Here is a 19,160-nt window from a genome sequence, read left to right as displayed (position 1 = left end):
ACGGCCGCCCGCCGACGCTGGCGGGCCTCACCAGCCTAGAACCTGCCGCCGGCACGGAACCTGTGAGGTGAGGCTCAGCGGCTGTGACCTGACGCTCACCGCGGCGACGTACGGCGCAGTCGCGACACAACCGGGGTCGTCCACACCCCTGGTCGCGATCTATCGCGTTTCGGTACGCTGCTGCCGTGGACCTTCAGAAGCAGGCTCAGCCCCGGGACACCGCGCCGCGCGTCGCCGAGCTGCGCGCCTCGGACGCCGACCGTGACCGCACCGCCGACATCCTCCGCGAGGGCCTCGCGGAGGGCCGGCTGACCGCCGAGGAGCACGCCGAGCGGGTGGAGGGCGTGCTGCACGCCAAGACGGTGGGTGAGCTGGAGGTCTTCGTCCGGGACCTGCCCGCAGCCCACGAGCGGCCCGCCGCCCCCGCCTACGCGCCCCGCCCCGTGCCGGGCGCGATACCGGAGGAGGCCGACGCCGGCGTGGTGGCGGTGTTCAGCAGCGCCGTGCGCCGGGGCCGCTGGCGCGCGGGGCGCCGGCTGCACGCGTACGCGGTCTTCGGCAGCGTCGAGATCGACCTCAGCGAGGCGATCTTCGAGTACCAGCAGGTGGTGATCAAGGCGGTCTCCGTCTTCGGTGACGTCCAGATCCGCGTCCCGGAGAACGTCTCGCTGCGCGGCACCGGGGGCGGCGTCCTCGGCAACTTCGAGGTGAGCCCGCTCGACTCGGCCGACTCCCGGGCACCGGTGGTCTACGTCGACGGCTGGGCCGTCCTCGGCAACGTGGAGGCGCGGCCCCGGCGGGGCAGGCTGGTCGCGGACATCCTGGAGCGCGTCCAGGACAAGGTCGACCGCAAGCTCCGCAGACACCTGGGGCATTGACCCGGGGGCGTGAAGGAGACGCCGCGCGCCCGCTGTCGGGAACTCTGTGCATAGGCGCGCGCACAGCGGGTAGGCCTTGCTGCATCGTCTCTCGCTCGCGAAGCCGTCGTCAGGAGTAGACCGTGCAGCAACCGCCGCATTCGTCTGTGCAAGTAGCTGCCGTCCCGGCGCAGCGGCTGCCGGCGCGGGACAGGGACCAAGACGCCGCCTGGCACACCGAGGCGGTGTGCCGGCGCGACGAGGCCGGCCTGTTCTTCGCCCCGTCGAAGGAGCCGACCGCCGCCCGGCTCTCCCGCGAGGACGCGGCCAAGCGCGTCTGTTCCCGCTGCCCGGTCATGGTCGAGTGCCGCGAACACGCACTCCTCCAGCCCGAGCCCTACGGCGTCTGGGGCGGCCTCACGGCGGCCGAACGCCGTGTGGTCCTCGCCCGGCGCCGCCGCCGCGACATGGACCTCAAAAAGACGGCCCGCCCCGCCCCCAACCGCATAGCAGGCTGACCGCCACCAACAGGGGCGCCCCCTCACCCAGGGGGCGCCTTGTCGTTCGCGCACGTGCTGGGGGCGGCTTCGGCGCGGAGCGGGGCGTTCAGGCGGGTGGCTGGGCGGCGCGGGGTGCGCGTGGCGCTGGGCCAGGGGCCGGGCCGGGCTGTGCCGGCAGGCGGCTGGGGGGCGGGGCGTGTGCGTCGCCGTTCCGCCCGGCGCCCGGTCCCGCCGACCGGGCGCGGCTGGGCCGTGGGTCGATCCCCGGTACGCGGTCGTGCGGTGGGCCGCGCCGAGGCCGCGGTTGGGGCGTGGCCGTAACCAGGTGACGGGCGACCGACGCCCGCCGGGCCGCACGGCCGGACCACAGTGCCGGCCCGCACCCGCCGGCCGACGCCCGCACGCGGCGGCCGGGGTGCGACATGTCCGGCCGCGCCCGGACCCTTCAGTTGGCGCGCGGCCCCTCCGGTCAGGTGTGGCCCCTGCGAGGCTGCGCCGGCACACGGCCGGGGCTTGGCCGCGGCCAGGCGATGGGCGGCCGACACCCGCCGGACCACAGTGCCGGCCCGCACCCGCCGGCCGACGCCCGCACGCGCCTGCCGGAGGGTGCGACTGCCCGGCCCGCACGCGCGCCCGCACCCTCCGGCAGGCGCGCGGCCACTCCAGCCCGGCGTGGCCACTCCGACGTGGCGCGGCCACTGCGACCCGGCGTGGTCAATCCGGCCAGGCGTGGCCGGTCGGGCCGGGGTGCGGGACGGCCGGGTGACTCGCGGCCCGTCGGACGGGCGCGGCTGTTCCCGGCCGCGGGGCGGCGTCCGGCCGGGGCTCTACTTCGCCCGGTCGAAGTCGATCGCGCTGTAGGCCCGCAGCTTGCGCAGCCGGTGCTCGGAGTCGATCCTGCGCACCGTCCCGGACTTCGACCGCATGACGATCGACTCGGTCAGCGCGGTCTCCGACCGGTACCGCACGCCCCGCAGCAGTTCACCGTCGGTGATGCCGGTCGCCACGAAGAAGACGTTCTCCCCGGAGACCAGGTCGTCGGTCGTGAGCACCCGGTCGAGGTCGTGCCCGGCGTCGATGGCCCGCTGCCGCTCCTCGTCGTCCTTGGGCCACAGCTTGCCCTGGATCGTCCCGCCCAGGCACTTCACGGCGCAGGCCGAGATGATGCCTTCGGGGGTGCCGCCGATGCCGAGCAGCAGGTCGACGCCGGTGCCCTCGCGCAGCGCGTACACCGAGCCGGCGACATCGCCGTCGGAGATGAGCTTGATACGGGCGCCGGCCTCCCGGACCTCCCGGATCAGGCCCTCGTGCCGCGGCCGGTCCAGGATGACGACGGTGACGTCCTCCGGCGCGGACCGCTTGGCCTTGGCGATCCGCCGGATGTTCACGCCCACGGGCGCGTCGATGTCGACGAAGTCCGCCGCCTCGGGGCCGGTGACCAGCTTGTCCATGTAGAACACGGCGGACGGGTCGAACATGGCGCCGCGCTCGGCGGCGGCGAGGACGGCGATCGCGTTCGGCATGCCCTTGGCCGTCAGCGTGGTGCCGTCGATCGGGTCGACGGCGATGTCGACCTCGGGGCCGGTGCCGTCACCCACGTGCTCCCCGTTGAAGAGCATCGGGGCTTCGTCCTTCTCGCCCTCGCCGATGACGACGACGCCGTTCATCGAGACGGTGGAGACGAGGGTCCGCATGGCGCGCACCGCGGCCCCGTCGGCGCCGTTCTTGTCACCGCGCCCCACCCAGCGGCCCGCCGCCATCGCGGCGGCTTCGGTCACCCTGACGAGTTCCAGGGCGAGGTTGCGGTCGGGAGCCTCCGAGGGAACGTCGAGTTCGGACGGCAATTGATGATTTTCGGTCATCGGAGCGCACCTTTCTGATACGACGACGGCCGGATGAGGGTATTGGACACTGACTCTATCGCCGACCAGACAATATGAGCAGGGGACCCCACGGATGAGCGCTTGGGGCACCTGCGACGATAGTGGGCGTGGCAGGTTCGAACGGCAAGCAGAAGACGGCCCGGGACATGATCATCTCCCTGGCCCTGATCGGTATCGCGGCGGCGGTCGTCTACTTCCTCGCCATCCCGCACAACGATCACTCTCCCGACCTCAAGCGGGTCGACTACCGGGTCGAGCTGATCACGGCCCGGCGCGCGGTGAGCTATCCGGTGGCCGCTCCCGAGGGCCTGCCGGACACCTGGAAGGCGACCTCCGTGCGCTTCCAGGGCCAGAACTCCGACCACTGGCACCTCGGCTTCCAGACTCCGGACGGCCAGTACGCGCAGGTCGAGCAGTCGTCCGCGGAGAAGCCCGCCGAGTTCATCGAGCAGGCCAGCCAGGGCGCGTCGGCGACGCGGCGGACCGAGACGGCCGGCGGCCGTACCTGGACCCGTTACACCGGCGGCCGCTACGACGCCCTCGTGCTCCAGGACACCCCTGGCTCCACGACGGTGGTGGCCGGCACCGCCTCGTTCAAGGAGCTGACGGCGATGGCGGCGGCGCTGCGGATGAAGTGACCGTCACCGCACGCGAAGAGGCCCCCGGCGCTTGCCGGGGGCCTCTTCGCGTGCGGGCCGCTCAGACGGTCGTGACGACGTCCTCGTACGCCAGGCGCGGCGAGCGCGGGTACCAGGCGTCCGGGCCGGGCCGGCCGATGTTGACGATCATCAGCGGGGTGTGGTCGTCGTCCAGGAACTCCTTGCGGACGCCCTCGAAGTCGAAGCCGGTCATCGGGCCGGCGGCCAGGCCGGCGGCGCGGACACCGACGACGAAGTAGGCGGCCTGCAACGCGGCGTTGAACGCGGCGGCGCTCTCACGGGCCGGACGCTCGGCGTAGAAGAGGTCCTTGGCCTGCGGGAAGGCCGGGAAGAGGGCCGGCAGCTCCTCGTGGAACTCGTTGTCCGCGGAGAGGATGGCGACCAGCGGGGCGGCGGCGGTCTTGGGCCGGTTGCCCTCGGCCATGTGCGGCAGCAGGCGCTCGCGGGCCTCGGCGGAACGGACCAGGGTGATGCGCAGCGGGGTCTGGTTGAAGGCGGTGGGGCCGTACTTGACCAGGTCGTAGATCGCCTGGACCTGCTCGTCGGTCACCGGCTCGTCGGTGAAGGTGTTCGCGGTGCGGGCCTCGCGGAACAGCAGGTCCTGGGCGGCGGGGTCAAGAACGAGAGACATGCGTGCCTTCCTCGGGTGTGCGACGGTCCGGGATCCGGACCGGCTGACAGCACGACCCTACGGCAGTTGAGGTTTAACATTCAACAAAAACCGGGGTGTGGTGACTTGCCTCACAGCCCCGGTGAGATCGCCCGGCCTGCTCGCGGCCCTCCGCTCGCCGGCCTGCCCCCGCTCCCTCGCCTACCGGCCCGCTCCCGCCGCGGCGGCTACCCGGCCCGCTCCCCGCCCTCCGCGGCCCCCTCCGCGTCCTCCTCCTCGGCCAGCGCCGCGTCCAGCCGGGCCCGGGCCCCCTCCAGCCAGCGCCGGCACACCCTGGCCAGCTCCTCGCCGCGCTCCCACAGCGCCAGGGACTCCTCCAGCGTCGTACCGCCCGCCTCCAGCCGCCGTACGACCTCGACCAGCTCGTCGCGCGCCTGCTCGTACGAGAGCGCCTCGTCCACCTTGCCCGTCATTCGCCCACCTTCACCGTGAATTCACCGTCGGCGACGCGAGCACGCAGCGTCTCGCCCTCCGCCACTTCTTCCGCGTCCCGCACCACATGCCCGTCGGCCCGCTGGAGCACCGCGTAACCGCGCTGGAGCGTCGCCGCGGGGGAGAGGGCCACCACGCGCGCGTGCGTGTGCGTCAGTTCCGAGTCCGCGCGGTCCAGCAGGTGCCCCACGGTCCGCCGGCTGCGGTCGACCAGCGAGCCGACCTGGTCCGCGCGCACGTCGATCATCCGGTGCGGGTCCTCCATCGAGGGCCGCGCCAGCGCGTGCGCCAGCCCCCGCTCCTCCCGCTCCACGGACGCGTTCACGCAGCGCCGCGCCCGGTCCCGCAGCATCCGCACCCGCTCCAGCTCCTCGCCCACGTCCGGTACGACCTTCTTGGCCGCGTCCGTCGGCGTCGAGGCACGCAGGTCGGCGACGTGGTCGAGGAGCGGGTTGTCCGGCTCGTGCCCGATCGCGGACACGACCGGCGTCCGGCACCCGGCCACGGCCCGCACGAGCTGCTCGTCGGAGAACGGCAGCAGGTCCTCCACGCTGCCCCCGCCCCGGGCGACGATGATGACGTCCACCTCGTCGGCCGCGTCCAGTTCCTTGACGGCCTGGACGACCTGGGGGACTGCGTGCACGCCCTGCACGGGGACGTTGCGCACCTCGAAGCGGACGGCGGGCCAGCGGTGCCGGGCGTTCTCCAGCACGTCCCGCTCCGCGGCTGAGGCCCGGCCGCACACCAGCCCGATCAGCTGCGGCAGGAACGGCAGCGGCTTCTTCCGCTCCGGCGCGAACAGGCCCTCGGCCGCGAGCGCCTTCTTCAGCTGCTCCAGCCGGGCCAGCAGCTCACCCACGCCCACGGGTCTTATCTCGGCGGCGCGCAGGGACAGCTGGCCCCGGGGGGCGTACCACTCGGGTTTCGCCAGGACGACGACGCGGGCGCCCTCGCCGACGACGTCCGCGACCGCGTCGAACACCTGGCGGTAGCAGGTCACGCCGACGGAGATGTCGTGCGAGGGGTCGCGCAGGGTGAGGAACACGACGCCGGCGCCCGGACGCCGCGACAGCTGGGTGATCTGTCCCTCGACCCACACGGCGCCCAGCCGGTCGATCCAGCCCCCGATCATGCGGGACACCGCGCCGACGGGGAGCGGGGCCTCGGGGGACGTGTTCACAGCCATGCGCCCGAGCGTAACGGTCGGTACCGACAACCCGGACGACCCGGACGACGCCGACGACCCCGGCAACCCGGAGACGACCCCGGCGACCCCGGCAACCCGGAGACGGCCCCGGCGACCCCGGCGAAGTGACGACACCGCCGACGCCGGCGGGCGACGGCTTCCCGCCCACCGGCCGGCGTCCGGCCGCCGGTTCTCCCGTGTGGCCCGGGCGCGTGATCTCCGGGCCACCGGACGCGGCCTTACGATGGGTCGCATGACCGCTTCGCCTGGCCGCCGTGTCCTGCTCGCCGCCCCCCGGGGCTACTGCGCCGGTGTGGACCGCGCCGTGATCGCCGTCGAGAAGGCCCTGGAGCAGTACGGGGCCCCGATCTACGTCCGGCACGAGATCGTCCACAATAAGTACGTCGTGCAGACCCTGGAGAAGAAGGGCGCCGTCTTCGTCGAGCGCACGGACGAGGTGCCGCCGGGCAACATCGTGATGTTCTCGGCGCACGGAGTCGCCCCCGCCGTGCACGACGAGGCCCGTCAGGGCCGGCTCGCCACGATCGACGCGACCTGCCCCCTGGTCACCAAGGTCCACAAGGAAGCCGTCCGCTACGCCAACGACGACTACGACATCCTCCTGATCGGGCACGAGGGCCACGAGGAGGTCATCGGCACCTCCGGCGAGGCGCCCGACCACATCCAGCTGGTCGACGGCCCCGAGGACGTCGCCAAGGTCGAGGTCCGCGACCCCTCCAAGGTGGTCTGGCTCTCCCAGACCACCCTCTCCGTCGACGAGACCATGGAGACCGTCGACGCCCTGACGGCGAAGTTCCCCGGTCTGGTCTCCCCGCCCAGCGACGACATCTGCTACGCCACGCAGAACCGTCAGCTCGCCGTGAAGCAGATGGGCGCCGAAGCCGAGCTGGTCATCGTCGTCGGCTCGCGCAACTCCTCCAACTCCAAGCGCCTGGTCGAGGTCGCCAAGCTGGCCGGCGCCCGCGAGGCCTACCTGGTGGACTTCGCCGACGAGATCGACGAGGCCTGGCTGGAGGGCGTCCGCACGGTCGGTGTCACCTCCGGCGCCTCCGTCCCGGAGGTCCTCGTCGAGCAGGTCCTGGAGTGGCTCGCCGGGCGCGGCTACGCCGACGTGGAGATCGTGAAGGCCGCCGAGGAGTCGATCACCTTCTCGCTGCCCAAGGAACTCCGCCGTGACCTGCGCGAGGAGGCGGCCACGCTGGCCGCCGAGCGCGGCGGGACCGGTACACCCGGGGTATGACTGTCAGTCGTCCGTCGTAACGTGGAGCCATGCAGATCTTCGGCGTGGACATCGGCGGATCCGGCATCAAGGGTGCCCCTGTGGATCTGGACCGGGGCGACCTGGTCCAGGAGCGCTGCAAGGTGCTCACCCCGCATCCGGCGACACCCGACGGCGTGGCCGACGGGGTCAAACAGGTCATCGAACACTTCGGCTGGACCGGCCCGGTCGGCCTGACCTTCCCGGGGGTGGTCACCGGCGGTGCCACGGTCCGTACGGCGGCGAACGTCGACAAGAGCTGGATCGACACGGACGCGCGCGCGTTGTTCAGCGGCAGACTCGGCGGCCTCCCGGTGACCGTGGTCAACGACGCGGACGCGGCGGGCGTCGCCGAGATGCAGTTCGGCGCCGGGCAGGGCCGCCGGGGCACCGTCATCCTGCTCACCTTCGGCACCGGCATCGGCAGCGCCCTCTTCGTGGACGGCGTCCTCGTCCCGAACACGGAGCTGGGCCACCTGGAGCTGCACGGCCACGACGCCGAGAAGCGGGCCTCCAGCAAGGCCAAGGAGGACCACGACCTCAGCTGGGAGGAGTGGGCGCAGCGCGTGCAGCAGTACCTGGCGCACGTGGAGATGCTGTTCTCGCCGGAGCTGTTCGTGATCGGCGGCGGGGTCAGCCGCAAGGCGCACAAGTTCCTGCACCTGATCGAGGGCGTCAAGGCGGAGATCGTCCCCGCGCAGCTCCAGAACAACGCGGGGATCGTGGGAGCGGCGATGAGAGCGGCCCAGCAGGCGTAGCCGTTCGGGCCGCCCGGAATTCACTTCCGGGCGGCCCGGCCGCTCAACTCTGCCGCCGGCGCTGCCCCGCCCACCGCATCCGGCGTACGAGCACGGTCACGCCGGCGGTGAGCGTCCCCGCGTACAGCCAGCCCGCCTGTGTGGCCAGCCCGGTGAACAGCCCCATCAGCCTGCCGGCGAGCCCTCCGGTGCCGTCGGTGACGGGCAGCAGCCCCACCGTGAACGCGATCGGCGCGACCACCGGGGCGGTCAGCACGTCCCCGTCGCGCACCCACAGGGCCGTGAGCAGGCACACCGGCAGGAACAGCAGCCCGTACACCGTGCCGGAGGCCCCGAAGAGCAGCTGGTCCAGATAGCCGAGCAGGAACATCGCCGCGATGCAGAACAGCCCGCTGCCGAGCCCGGTGAGCTTCATGTCGGCCGGCCGCCCGCCGGCTCCCGCCGGTCGGGCGGGCCGCGCCGTACGGCGTGTCCGCGCCGCGCGGGCGGTTCCCGGGGTGGGCCCGCGCTCACCGGCCGGCCCGCGCCGGGCCTGCGGTGGCAGCGGGGCGGGCGGTTGTGCGCCTCGTCGCGGCCGGTTGTGCGGATGTCGCGTCCTGCGTTGCTCCATCGGACCAACTTAGGTCTGTTTATGTGCCCAATCAGCCCTCAGACACGCCGACGGGGGACGGTCGGCCGGCCGTCCCCCGCTCCCGCGAGCCGGCCGCCCCGGACGCCGTAAACTGGTGGATCGGCCAGTGTCGGTCTCTGGCCTGGCAGCCCCTGGCCCACTCATTCAACGGGAAGTCGCAACGTGTCGCTCACGATCGGAATCGTCGGCCTGCCCAACGTCGGCAAGTCGACCCTGTTCAACGCCCTGACCAAGAACGACGTGCTCGCGGCCAACTACCCGTTCGCCACGATCGAGCCGAACGTCGGCGTCGTCGGCGTGCCCGACGCCCGCCTCGCGCAGCTGGCCTCGATCTTCAAGTCGGACCGCATCCTTCCGGCCACGGTCGACTTCGTCGACATCGCCGGCATCGTGCGCGGTGCCTCCGAGGGCGAGGGCCTCGGCAACAAGTTCCTCGCCAACATCCGCGAGTCGGACGCGGTCTGCCAGGTCATCCGCGCCTTCAAGGACGAGAACGTCGTCCACGTCGACGGCAAGGTCTCGCCGAAGGACGACATCGAGACGATCAACACCGAGCTGATCCTCGCCGACCTCCAGACCATCGAGAAGGTCCTGCCCCGCCTCCAGAAGGAGTCGCGGATCAAGAAGGACATCGCGCCCAAGGTCAAGGCGGTCGAGGAGGCCAAGGAGATCCTGGAGAAGGGCGACACGCTCTTCGCGCACGGCATCGTCCAGGGCAGCGAGCGTGCGGAACTCCTCCACGACCTGCACCTGCTCACCGCCAAGCCGTTCCTCTACGTCTTCAACGTCGACGAGGACGAACTGGTCGACGAGGACTTCAAGAACGACCAGCGCGCCCTGGTCGCCCCGGCCGAGGCGATCTTCCTCAACGCCAAGCTGGAGGCGGACCTCGCCGAGCTGGACGAGGACGAGGCCCTCGAACTCCTCCAGTCCGTCGGCCAGGAAGAGCCCGGCCTCGCCACCCTCGCCCGCGTCGGCTTCGCCACCCTCGGCCTCCAGACCTACCTGACGGCCGGCCCCAAGGAGTCCCGCGCCTGGACGATCAAGAAGGGCGCCACCGCCCCCGAGGCCGCCGGCGTGATCCACACCGACTTCCAGAAGGGCTTCATCAAGGCCGAGGTCATCTCCTTCGACGACCTCGTCGAAACCGGCTCGGTCACCGAGGCCCGCGCCAAGGGCAAGGCCCGCATGGAGGGCAAGGACTACGTCATGCAGGACGGGGACGTGGTGGAGTTCAGGTTCAACGTGTGACGCGTCCGGAGTCCGCCAGTGGACGCCGAGTGTGATGAAAGGGCCGGTTCCTTCGGGAGCCGGCCCCTTTGCCGTCACCGTGCTGCGGGGGAGCTGGAGGATCTGCCGTCGGTTCAGTCATGATCAGGTCTCGTAGACGGTGGAGCGATGTCCGACGTGCACGACCCACACCACCAGCTCTCCGTTGTCGAGCGTGTAGACGACTCGGTAGTCGCCGACTCGCAACCGACGGCGCTCCGGCTGTGACACGAGCGCGGTGGTGTTGAAGCCCAGGGGATCGCTCTCCAGCTCCGTCAGCTTGGCCAGGATGCGCAGTGCCGTGCCGCGGGGAATCTTCCGGAGTTCGGCCTGCGCCTCGGGTCGGAAGACGGTGCGGTACTCACTCACTGCGCGCCAGCGTCTCCCTCATGATGTCCTCGATCGGGATGCCGGGCGCCGGGCTGGCCATGCGCTCGTCGATGATCCGGTTGATCTCGCGCTCTTCCCACTCCTGGTACTTGCGCAGGACCTCGACGGAGACGACGGCGGCGACTTCCTTGCCTCTGCGTGTGATGACCGTGGGTACATCGTCACGGTCGGCGCGCTCCACGACCTCTGCCAGGTGGGCGCGCACCTCGCGGATGGACTCTATGGGCAGCGGCTGCGTCATGCGCTCAAGGGTACCGAGTGTCCCATGTGTACACCATTCGCCGAGGCGCCCTGCCGCAAGTTGATCGACGGAGCTCTCGTCTTCATGACCTCCCCAACAGCGGTCCAGTGGTTCGGCGAGGTCCGGCCCCCGAGATCGACCACGGGCCCCGGTGCGGTTCAGGCGTGTGGGCCCGCGCCAGCAGGAGGGTGTCGATCACGAGCGTGGCGAGCCTGTCGGGGTCCTGGGCGTCGGTGTCGTCGTCCGGGGCGGGGAGTCCGTCGTGCCGGGCCCGGATCAGCGAATCCTGGGTGCGGGCGTTGATGTCGGCCCAGACGGCCTCCGCGGCGGCGGTGTGCGCGGTGGCGTGGCTGAGGGTGAAGCGCCAGGTGCGCTTGACGCGGAGCACGTTCGCCGTCACCCGGTACAGCGCCACGAGGGCGGGCGCGGAGTCGGGCCGGGCGTCCTCGATGGCGTCGGGAAGTCGCCCGCCTCGCCGAAGGAGCGTACGAGATCCTCGCGGACGACCTCAGCCGCCAGGTCCGCTCGGGGCCGGCGGAAGGCGTCGCCGGGCTGTATCCGCAACCCGTGAGTGCGGGCGCGTGGCACGGGTCGCCCCGGTGTCACCGTGCGACCGGTCCGTAGCCCGGAGCCGGATACGGTGCCGGTTCCGTCACCCAGCCCGCCACCAGCACCAGCCGGGACTCGCGGTCGGTGGCGAGGAAGCCGAAGGGGCGGTCGAAGGCGACCCGGACGACCGTCGTCTCGTAGCGGTACGACGGGACCCCGCCGGCCGGTGCCGGCATGACCGCCGTGACCGCCGCCGCCCGGAAACCGAGCGCGCCGAACTGGGCCACCGCCGACTGGCGGGCCTCGCCGACGGCCAGCGGGTGGGGGCTCACGCCCGGGAAGTGGCCGGCCCGGGTGTCCATCGCCGTCGCGAGGCCGAACAGGGCGGGCCGGGCGAGCAGGTCGTGATCGGCCCGTACCTCGTACGACACGGTCGTCACGTCCAGCGTCCTCGGTTCCGGCTCGACGGCCGGCTGCTGTTCCACGTGCAGGCCGGGGCCCACGTGCCCGTGCGGCAGCCCGCCGCCCCCGGTGAGCGGCAGGCCGCGTTCCACCACGCCCACGCCGGCCGCCAGCACCTGACCCGGCGTCATCCGTTCCTCGCCGAGCACCAGGTGGACGTCGATGCCGTGGTCCCCGGGCACCGTCAGCGCGGTGACGAAGCCGTCCGGGGTGCCCGCCACCCCGACGCGGTCCGGCCGGACGCTGCGCCGGTGCAGTCCGCGCAGGGTACGGCCCTGCCAGGGCCCGGCGGCGGGCCGCAGCGGCAGCTCGGTGAACGGCTGGCGCCAGTTCGTGCGCAGGGTGAGCGCGGTGGCCAGCACCATCCGCGCCTCCCGGGTCAGCGTCACCGGCATGCGCTCGACCAGGCCGCCGGTCCGCTCGGCCGCCCAGCCGTCCAGCCGCTCCTGCGCGGTGACCAGGTCGTCCCCGAAGACGCCGTGGGTGCCGGCGGGCAGCCCGGCCCGCCACTCCTCGCGCAGGGGCAGGCCGTGGTGCGCCCACAGGCCGAGCGCCGCCTCCAGACCGGACACCGACGCGAGTCCCGCCAGCAGTTCCCGCGCCGCGCCGGCCGCCTGCTCGGCGGGGACGCCCAGCGCCCCGGCCAGTTCCGCCCGTGCCGGGCCGGCCGCGCCGTCGGCGAGGAAGGCCAGCAGGGGCCAGACCCCGGTCGCGGAGAAGACCGCGCCGTCGTGCGCGGTCGCCGCCCATCGGGCCGTGAGCCCGTTCACCGCGCGGACGACCTCGTCGCCCACCCGGCCGTCCGGCCTGGTCTCCACCCTCATTCCGCCCCCGTTCGTGTCCCGCTCATCATGCGTCCGGCTCCCGCGCCGGCCGGCCTCTGGCCGGCCACCGGTCGTGCGCTGTCGCCGCCCCCGCCCCAGGAGCACGGTACCGGTGTCCCCGTCCGCAGCTCCCGTCCCCCGCCGGTCGCACCGTCCGCGCGAGCGGGGCCGTACGTCCCCGTGGAAGCCGTGCTGGCGCCGACAACTGGCAGTCATCCAAGCATAGTTGACTGATTGTCAGCTGGGCTTGGGGTGCGCTGCGTCACCGGCTCCGGACTCGTCGTGCCGGCCCGGGTGATCGCCGTGCGGGCCGGTCTCCAGGTGTGAGTCCGGCCGTTCGGGGGAGGAAGTGCCTGGGTGAAGCGCTCCCCAGCCGTTTGTCATCACATCGAGTGATTCTCTGGCCTTTGCTTGCACGGTGGAACCCAGGGTTGCCAGGCTCTTGCTGTCTGTACAACCTGATGGGAGCGGCCAGTGACTTTCGGTGAGCAGCCGGCGTACCTGCGTGTCGCGGGTGATCTCCGCAAGAAGATCGTCGACGGTTCGCTCCCGCCCCACACCCGGCTCCCCTCCCAGGCCCGCATCCGCGAGGAGTACGGCGTCTCGGACACGGTCGCGCTGGAGGCACGCAAGGTGCTGATGGCCGAGGGGCTGGTCGAGGGCCGCTCCGGTTCGGGGACGTACGTGCGCGAGCGGCCCGTGCCCCGGCAGGTGGCCCGTTCCGGCTTCCGTCCGGCCGGCGGTGCCACGGCCTTCCGGCAGGAGCAGGCCGACGCCGCCGTGCGCGGCACCTGGGAGTCCAGCAGCGAACAGGCCGAGGCCGGCGTGGCGCTCGCCGAGCGGCTCGCGATCCAGCCCGGCGACCGGGTCATGCGCACCAAGTACCTCTTCCGGCAGGCCGGCGAGCCGATGATGCTCTCCACCTCCTGGGAGCCTCTCGCCGTCACCGGCCGCACCCCGGTGATGCTCCCCGAGGAGGGGCCGCTGGGCGGGATGGGCGTGGTCGAGCGCATGCGGGCCATCGACGTCATCGTGGACAACGTCACGGAGGAGGTCGGCGCCCGGCCCGGCCTCGCCGAGGAGCTGCACCTGCTCGGCGGTGTCCCCGGGCATGTCGTCCTGGTGGTCCAGCGCACGTACTACGCCTCGGGCCGCCCGGTCGAGACCGCCGACGTGGTGATCCCGGCCGACCGCTACCGGGTCGCGTACCACCTGCCCGTGAAGTGACCGCCGGAGTACGGCCGTTCCGGCGGTGGGCCGTCATGGTGACGGATCGCGTGACGGGCCGCGTGACGGGCCGCCGGGCGTATGGCGTGTGCGCCGCCGCGTGAGGTAGCGCACACTCCGGCGCGCCGGGTGGGCGGAAAACGCGCCCTCGCCGGCCGTCACCGGCGGCCGGGAGCCGCAGCGATCCGGCCGTTCTCGCAGGTGGCCCGGGTGAGTCCGGCACGACCCCGACCCGGTGTCGCCGTGTTCGCGACGGCGCGTTCGGCCCGGTGCGCCCCCGGCGGTCTGGCTGGTTGCGTACCTCTTTGTGAAAAGCCGTATGCGCAGCGTGAAGGTTGGGCGTACGCTCGGGCATATGCGGATTGCGGTTTCCTTAGGCGGTGCGCGACGGGGGCCCGAGAGCGCAGCCGAACGTGGGGGAGGGCGGGGCGGTGCGGGAAGGAACGCGGGCGGTGGGGGCCATGAGTGAGGGCACGGTCTCACTGCCCTGGATCGTGATACGGCAGGACGACAACGGCAACCGCTACCGCGTCGGCCGGTACGCGACCCGCGCGGAAGCGCAGAAGATCGCCGACAGCTTCGACGACCGGGGGCACAAGCAGCTGTACTGGGTCGAGCGCATCGGCCAGAACGGGGACGGCGCGCACAACTGACCGTCAGCGCGCTGACGTAGGCTCCCCTTCATGACGCGCACGCCGTCCGGGACGGAACGGATCGTCGTGGTGGGAGCCGCCCTGTTCGACGGCGGCCGGCTGCTCGCCGCGCGCCGCAGTGCGCCCGCCGACCTGGCCGGGCGCTGGGAGCTGCCCGGCGGCAAGGTGGAGCCGGGTGAACGGCCCGAGGATGCCCTGGTGCGCGAACTGCGCGAGGAACTCGGCATCGACGCCGAGCCCGTCCGGCGGGTGCCGGGGGAGTGGTCGCTGCGCGCGCCGTACGTCCTGTGGGTGTGGACCGCCCGCCTGCGCCCCGGTTCGCCCGGGCCGCGCCCCCTCCAGGACCACGACGAGCTGCGCTGGCTGACTCCCGCCCAACTCTGGGACGTCCCGTGGCTGGACCAGGACGTCCCGGCGGTCCGGGAGACCGCAAGACTCCGCCCGCCCGAGTTCACGGACGCGGCCACCTCCGGGCCGGCCGAGCCCGTCGACCCGGCCACCTTCCGCCCGCCCGAGTCCACGGACGCGGCCACCTCCGGGTCGGCTGAGTCCGCCGGTGCGGTCACCTCCGGGCCGGCGGGGCCTGCCGACGCGGCCACTTCCCAGCCGCCCGAGCCCGCCGATGGGGCCGCCTCCGGGTCGACGGACTTCGCCCATGGGCAAGCCTCCCCGCCGGCCGGGTCCATGGATGGGGCCTCCTGGTCGGCCGAGCCCGCGCACGGGACGGCCTCCCCGCCGGCCGGGTCCACGGACCGCCCCTCCCGACCGGACTGCTCCGCCTTCCGGCCCGACGGGTCCGCTGATGGGTCCGCCCTCCGGCCCGACGGGTCTGCCGATGGGTTCGTCTCCCCGTCGGGTAGGTCTGTCGATGGGGTCGTCTCCCCGTCGGACAAGTCCGTCGACCGGTCCGCCTAGCCCTCGGGCAAGTCTGTCGACGGGTCCGCCTCGGGCGGGTCCGTCGACTGGTCCGTTTCCACCGCGCGCAGGGCCGTCGACGGGCCCGCATCGTCGCCCGCCGGTTCCGCCGGTGGGTCCGGCTGTGCCGGGACCGCAGGGGGCGGAGTGCCCGCGCGGGGTCCCGGATGTCGCCGTTCTCGAGGCACGCGGCGCTCGCGCCGGTCCCGCGGAGCGCCGCATACGCCGTTCGTGCCACAGTGCGCCCTCACGCGCGGTACTGCCCGCCGGATATCGGGTATGTGCCCATTAACCCCATGAAAACGGACATGGGCGGGCTCTGTTGGCCGGGGAAGTGATCGGCGTGATCGACACCGACGGTGACTGCGCCGAGTGGTTCTTCCCCGCGGAACCGGGCGCCGTGCGCAACGCCCGCGCGGCCGTCCGGGGCCAGCTGCGCGGCTGGGACCTCGACTGTCTGGCCGACCTCGCGGCGCTACTGGTCAGTGAGCTGGTCACCAATTCCCTGCGGCATGCCACCGGCCCCATCGGGGTACGGCTGGTCCGTCCCGCCGCACTGGGCGACACGCTGCGGGTGGAGGTCTCCGACCCGCTTCCCGACCCGCCGCGTGAGCGTGTCGCGCGGCCGGAGGACGAGAGCGGGCGCGGCCTGCAACTCGTCGCCGGATCCTCACGCCGCTGGGGCACCCGGCCCGGCGCCGGCGGAAAGACCGTCTGGTTCGAACTGGCGGTGCCCGGGTGAGGCGGCGGCCGTGGGCGCACGGGGGTGTACAGCCGCCGGTGCGCCGTCCAGGTGCGCGCCGGGCACGCGCCCGGTCCCGAGTGGGTGATTCGGCGGCGTGTTCCCTGGTTAGAAGAGTGGGAGTGTTGTCACGGACCGGTCCGAAAAACACCTGGACCGTGCTGTGATCGTGAACACCGTGTCGTGCGGCGCCGTAGTGCTGGATACTGCGGGCAGCCGCCCCCGGTGACCGGTGCCGGGTGCGGTGAGCTGGAGGGGACGGTTCGCGTGAGCGAGATACCAGCGAAGGCCACGGAGTCCGAGGACCCGTCGGACGGCGCGAGGAACCAGGCCGCGGAGGCGGCCGCGGCACCCGGCGACGCCATGTGGCAGAGCAGTCCGCCCGGTTCGATCTACGACTACATCAAGGTCGCGTCCTTCTCCATCAGTGCCGGCGGGCTGGTCGAACAGTGGAGCCTGCGCGCCGAGCAGCTCTTCGGTATCCCCGCCGCACGCGCCGTCGGCATGGACCCCATCGAGGCGTTCATCGACCCCGACCTGCGCGACCGCGGCCAGCGGAAGATGGCCGAAATCCTCGACGGGCGCGAGTGGACCGGAGTGGTTCCCTTCCGGATGCCGGACCTGCCGGACGGGACGCGCGGCGAGGAGGGGCTGGCCGAGGTCTACGTCATGCCCACCCGCACCGCCGAGGGCGACAAGGCCGCCGTCTGTATCGTCGTGGACGTCCGCACGCTCCGCAGCATCGAGACCGACCTCGCCGCCTCGCAGGCGATATTCGGCCAGTCCCCGTTCGGTTTCCTGCTGATCGACGACGACCTGAGGGTCCGTCGGGCCAACCACCGTTTCGCCTCCATCTTCGGCGGAACCCCGGACGACCACCGGGGCAGGGGAGTTCACGACTATCTGCCGCGCGCCGAGGCCGAGCGGGTCTCGGCCACCCTGCGGCGGGTCCTGGAGACCGGCGAGTCGATCACCGACATGCACGTCTCCGGGTTCGTCCCGGGCTCCGAGGAACGCCGGCACTGGGCCATCAACCTCTACCGCGTGCAGAGCGGCAGCGGCCGGCCCATCGGCGTCGCCTGGCTCGGCACCGACATCACCGCCCGCCGTGAGGCCGCCCGTGAGGCCGCCGCCGCCCGGCGCAATCTCGCCCTGCTCAACGACGCCGGCGCGCGCATAGGCAACTCCCTCGACCTGGAGACGACGGCCCGTGAACTCCTCGACGTCGTCGTCCCCGGCTTCTGCGACCTCGCCACCGTCGACCTCTACCAGGGTCTGCTGACCGGGGACGAGGCCCCGCCCGGCCTCGCCGACGGCAGCGCCGAACTGCGGCGCGTCGCCTTCGCCAGTGCCGTCGCCGGTGCCCCCTTCACCAGCTCGGGGCAACCCGTCGAGGTCGGCGCGGTCCACCACTTCCCCTTCAGCTCGCCCTGCGCGGACGCCCTGCGCACCGCCCGCCCGCAGCGCGTGCCCGCGGAGGAGGGCGGACTCGTGCAGTCCACGCTGGCCGTGCCGATGGTCGCCCACGACACGGTCGTCGGCATCGCCCAGTTCGCCCGGACCAAGGGCAGCGAGCCGTTCGGCGACCGGGACCGGGACCTGGCGGTGGAACTGGCCGCACGGGCCGCGGTCTGCATCGATAACGCGCGCCTGTACCGGCGGGAGCACGAACGGGCGTTGATACTGCAACGGTCCCTGCTCCCGCCCGGCGACCCCGAGGCGTCCGGCCTGGACATCGCCTGCCGCTATCTGCCCGGCAACGCGGCCACCGAGGTGGGCGGCGACTGGTTCGACGTCATAGAACTGCCCGGTCACCGCACGGCACTGGTCGTCGGGGACGTGATGGGGCGGGGGCTGCGCGCGGCCGTGGCGATGGGCGAACTCCGTACGGCCGTACGCACTCTGGCCCTGCTGGACCTGGAACCGGCCGAGGTCCTCTCGGCGTTGGACGAGATCGCGCGGGGGCTCGGCACGCCGGGCGGGGTCCAGCAGGCCACCCGCACCGCCCGTCAGCCCCGGGACGCCGACCTCTCCGAGGTGTACCTCGCGACCTGCGTGTACGCCGTGTACGACTCCGTGACCCGGCGCTGCACGTTCGCCAACGCCGGCCACCTGCCGCCGGTCCTGGTCGAGCCCGGCGAGACGGCCCTGATGCTGGACGTGCCGCCGGGGATGCCGCTCGGTGTGGGCGGCGAGCCCTTCGAGGAGGTCGAGGTCGAACTTCCCGAGGGGGCGCTCCTCGCGCTGTACACCGACGGCCTCGTCGAGTCCCGCCACCACCCCCTGGACGAGGGCCTCCAGGCCTTCGTCGGCGCGCTCACCGACCCCTCCCGCCCTCTGGAGGACGTCTGCGACCACGTCCTCAACACGCTCGACACCCACCACGGCGAGGACGACATCGCGCTGCTGATGGCCCGGGTGCAGGGGCTGCCCGAGGAGTCCGTCGGCGACTGGACGCTGCCCCGCGAGCCGCGCAGCGTCGGACGGGCCCGGGAGTACGCCCGCGGGCAGCTCGCCGACTGGGGCCTGGAGCCGCTGATCGACACGACGGAACTCCTGGTGAGCGAGCTGGTGACGAACGCGCTGCGGTACGGCGAGGGGGACATCAGGCTGCGGCTCCTGCTGGACCGCACGCTGGTCTGCGAGGTCTGGGACTCCGGGCTGGTCCAGCCACGCAGACGGCGGGCCCGGGACACCGACGAGGGCGGACGGGGACTGCAACTCGTCGGGCTGCTCAGCGCGGCCTGGGGCTCCCGCCGGACGCCACGCGGCAAGACGGTGTGGTTCGAGCTGCCCCTGCCGGGCGGCGAGGGAACCCTCACGGACCCGGCGGAGGCGCTGCTGAGCCTCTTCTGACGACACCCCGGCCGGCCTGCCGATCCGGCACCGACCCACTCGGACCCGGACTTCACCGGGGCTCTGCCGGACGGCCGGGGACGGTCCCGAGGCGACGGAGCGGCCTTCTCGCCGGCGGTCGGGGCCCGTCAGGGGGTATCGGGTGCGCGGCCCGGTGGGGCCGGGGCCGGCTGCGCC

Annotated in this window: 19 protein-coding genes and 1 pseudogene; 11 read left to right on the top strand and 9 right to left on the bottom strand. The window is 72.8% G+C overall.

All coding sequences use genetic code 11. The annotated features are described in order from the left end of the window. Positions 1-185: 185 nt before the first annotated feature. Positions 186-878: a DUF1707 domain-containing protein gene (locus AB0F03_RS10545; protein WP_361988634.1), complete on the top strand. Its 693-nt coding sequence runs from the start codon at positions 186-188 to the stop codon at positions 876-878. A gap of 122 nt (positions 879-1,000) precedes the next feature. Further along, the gene (locus tag AB0F03_RS10540; protein ID WP_361988631.1) at positions 1,001-1,375 is read left to right on the top strand and encodes a WhiB family transcriptional regulator; all 375 of its coding nucleotides are present in this window, start codon (positions 1,001-1,003) and stop codon (positions 1,373-1,375) included. Between the two features lie 809 nt (positions 1,376-2,184). Here the strand turns inward: AB0F03_RS10540 and glpX are convergent. Next, entirely contained in the window at positions 2,185-3,219 is a 1,035-nt protein-coding gene (glpX, locus tag AB0F03_RS10535; RefSeq protein ID WP_356818298.1) for a class II fructose-bisphosphatase, read from the bottom strand. Between the two features lie 128 nt (positions 3,220-3,347). Between glpX and AB0F03_RS10530 the strand changes: the two genes are divergently transcribed. Then, on the top strand, positions 3,348-3,878 hold the full coding sequence (locus tag AB0F03_RS10530; protein WP_361988628.1) for a DUF4245 domain-containing protein: 531 nt from the start codon (positions 3,348-3,350) through the stop codon (positions 3,876-3,878). Between the two features lie 61 nt (positions 3,879-3,939). Here the strand turns inward: AB0F03_RS10530 and AB0F03_RS10525 are convergent, their stop codons facing one another. From AB0F03_RS10525 to xseA, 3 genes are all read right to left on the bottom strand, one after another. Continuing rightward, a complete protein-coding gene (locus AB0F03_RS10525; RefSeq protein WP_361988625.1) occupies positions 3,940-4,530 on the bottom strand; it encodes a malonic semialdehyde reductase in 591 nt (196 codons plus the stop codon). Positions 4,531-4,736: 206 nt separating this feature from the next. After that, positions 4,737-4,982 carry an exodeoxyribonuclease VII small subunit gene (locus AB0F03_RS10520; protein ID WP_361988622.1) on the bottom strand — a complete coding sequence of 82 codons (246 nt, stop codon included), beginning with the start codon at positions 4,980-4,982 and terminating at the stop codon, positions 4,737-4,739. After that, positions 4,979-6,187, bottom strand: coding sequence for an exodeoxyribonuclease VII large subunit (xseA, locus tag AB0F03_RS10515; protein WP_361988619.1), 1,209 nt, complete (start codon positions 6,185-6,187; stop codon positions 4,979-4,981). The genes AB0F03_RS10520 and xseA overlap by 4 nt, the downstream gene beginning before the upstream one ends. A gap of 244 nt (positions 6,188-6,431) precedes the next feature. Between xseA and AB0F03_RS10510 the strand changes: the two genes are divergently transcribed. After that, positions 6,432-7,448 carry a 4-hydroxy-3-methylbut-2-enyl diphosphate reductase gene (locus tag AB0F03_RS10510; protein ID WP_361988616.1) on the top strand — a complete coding sequence of 339 codons (1,017 nt, stop codon included), beginning with the start codon at positions 6,432-6,434 and terminating at the stop codon, positions 7,446-7,448. 29 nt (positions 7,449-7,477) lie between these two features. Next, entirely contained in the window at positions 7,478-8,224 is a 747-nt protein-coding gene (gene ppgK / locus AB0F03_RS10505) for a polyphosphate--glucose phosphotransferase (protein ID WP_361988614.1), read from the top strand. A gap of 43 nt (positions 8,225-8,267) precedes the next feature. Here ppgK and AB0F03_RS10500 read toward each other — a convergent pair whose 3' ends face one another. Beyond that, positions 8,268-8,639 carry a DUF6542 domain-containing protein gene (locus AB0F03_RS10500; protein WP_361988611.1) on the bottom strand — a complete coding sequence of 124 codons (372 nt, stop codon included), beginning with the start codon at positions 8,637-8,639 and terminating at the stop codon, positions 8,268-8,270. 378 nt (positions 8,640-9,017) lie between these two features. Here AB0F03_RS10500 and ychF point away from each other — a divergent pair, with 378 nt between their 5' ends. Next, positions 9,018-10,106, top strand: coding sequence for a redox-regulated ATPase YchF (gene ychF / locus AB0F03_RS10495; RefSeq protein ID WP_361988609.1), 1,089 nt, complete (start codon positions 9,018-9,020; stop codon positions 10,104-10,106). A 123-nt stretch (positions 10,107-10,229) separates the two neighbouring features. On the opposite strand, the gene AB0F03_RS10490 is transcribed toward ychF, so the two are convergent. The 4 genes from AB0F03_RS10490 to AB0F03_RS10475 form a co-directional block, all read right to left on the bottom strand. Continuing rightward, positions 10,230-10,493, bottom strand: coding sequence for a type II toxin-antitoxin system RelE/ParE family toxin (locus tag AB0F03_RS10490; RefSeq protein ID WP_361988606.1), 264 nt, complete (start codon positions 10,491-10,493; stop codon positions 10,230-10,232). Further along, positions 10,486-10,755: a type II toxin-antitoxin system prevent-host-death family antitoxin gene (locus tag AB0F03_RS10485; protein WP_361988603.1), complete on the bottom strand. Its 270-nt coding sequence runs from the start codon at positions 10,753-10,755 to the stop codon at positions 10,486-10,488. The genes AB0F03_RS10490 and AB0F03_RS10485 overlap by 8 nt, the downstream gene beginning before the upstream one ends. An 82-nt stretch (positions 10,756-10,837) precedes the next feature. Beyond that, a complete protein-coding gene (locus tag AB0F03_RS10480) occupies positions 10,838-11,155 on the bottom strand; it encodes a hypothetical protein (protein WP_361988600.1) in 318 nt (105 codons plus the stop codon). 202 nt (positions 11,156-11,357) lie between these two features. Beyond that, the gene (locus tag AB0F03_RS10475; protein ID WP_361988598.1) at positions 11,358-12,590 is read right to left on the bottom strand and encodes a serpin family protein; all 1,233 of its coding nucleotides are present in this window, start codon (positions 12,588-12,590) and stop codon (positions 11,358-11,360) included. Between the two features lie 474 nt (positions 12,591-13,064). Between AB0F03_RS10475 and AB0F03_RS10470 the strand changes: the two genes are divergently transcribed. From AB0F03_RS10470 to AB0F03_RS10450, 5 genes and pseudogenes are all read left to right on the top strand, one after another. Continuing rightward, positions 13,065-13,817, top strand: coding sequence for a GntR family transcriptional regulator (locus AB0F03_RS10470; protein WP_361988596.1), 753 nt, complete (start codon positions 13,065-13,067; stop codon positions 13,815-13,817). A gap of 461 nt (positions 13,818-14,278) precedes the next feature. Further along, complete coding sequence (locus tag AB0F03_RS10465) at positions 14,279-14,470, top strand: SPOR domain-containing protein (RefSeq protein WP_356818250.1); 192 nt, start codon at positions 14,279-14,281, stop codon at positions 14,468-14,470. 30 nt (positions 14,471-14,500) lie between these two features. After that, positions 14,501-14,896 (top strand): annotated as a pseudogene (locus AB0F03_RS10460) ((deoxy)nucleoside triphosphate pyrophosphohydrolase); the annotation flags it as partial. An 823-nt stretch (positions 14,897-15,719) separates the two neighbouring features. Then, on the top strand, positions 15,720-16,127 hold the full coding sequence (locus AB0F03_RS10455) for an ATP-binding protein (protein WP_361989115.1): 408 nt from the start codon (positions 15,720-15,722) through the stop codon (positions 16,125-16,127). Between the two features lie 267 nt (positions 16,128-16,394). Then, positions 16,395-18,983 (top strand): SpoIIE family protein phosphatase, encoded by a 2,589-nt coding sequence (locus tag AB0F03_RS10450; RefSeq protein ID WP_361988593.1) that lies wholly within the window; start codon positions 16,395-16,397, stop codon positions 18,981-18,983. The last annotated feature ends 177 nt before the right edge of the window (positions 18,984-19,160 follow it).

Source organism: Streptomyces sp. NPDC028722, assembly GCF_040637655.1.
Lineage (GTDB): Bacteria > Actinomycetota > Actinomycetes > Streptomycetales > Streptomycetaceae > Streptomyces.
The sequence above is the reverse complement of the archived record's forward strand: the minus strand, read 5'-3'. Positions and strand labels throughout refer to the sequence as shown.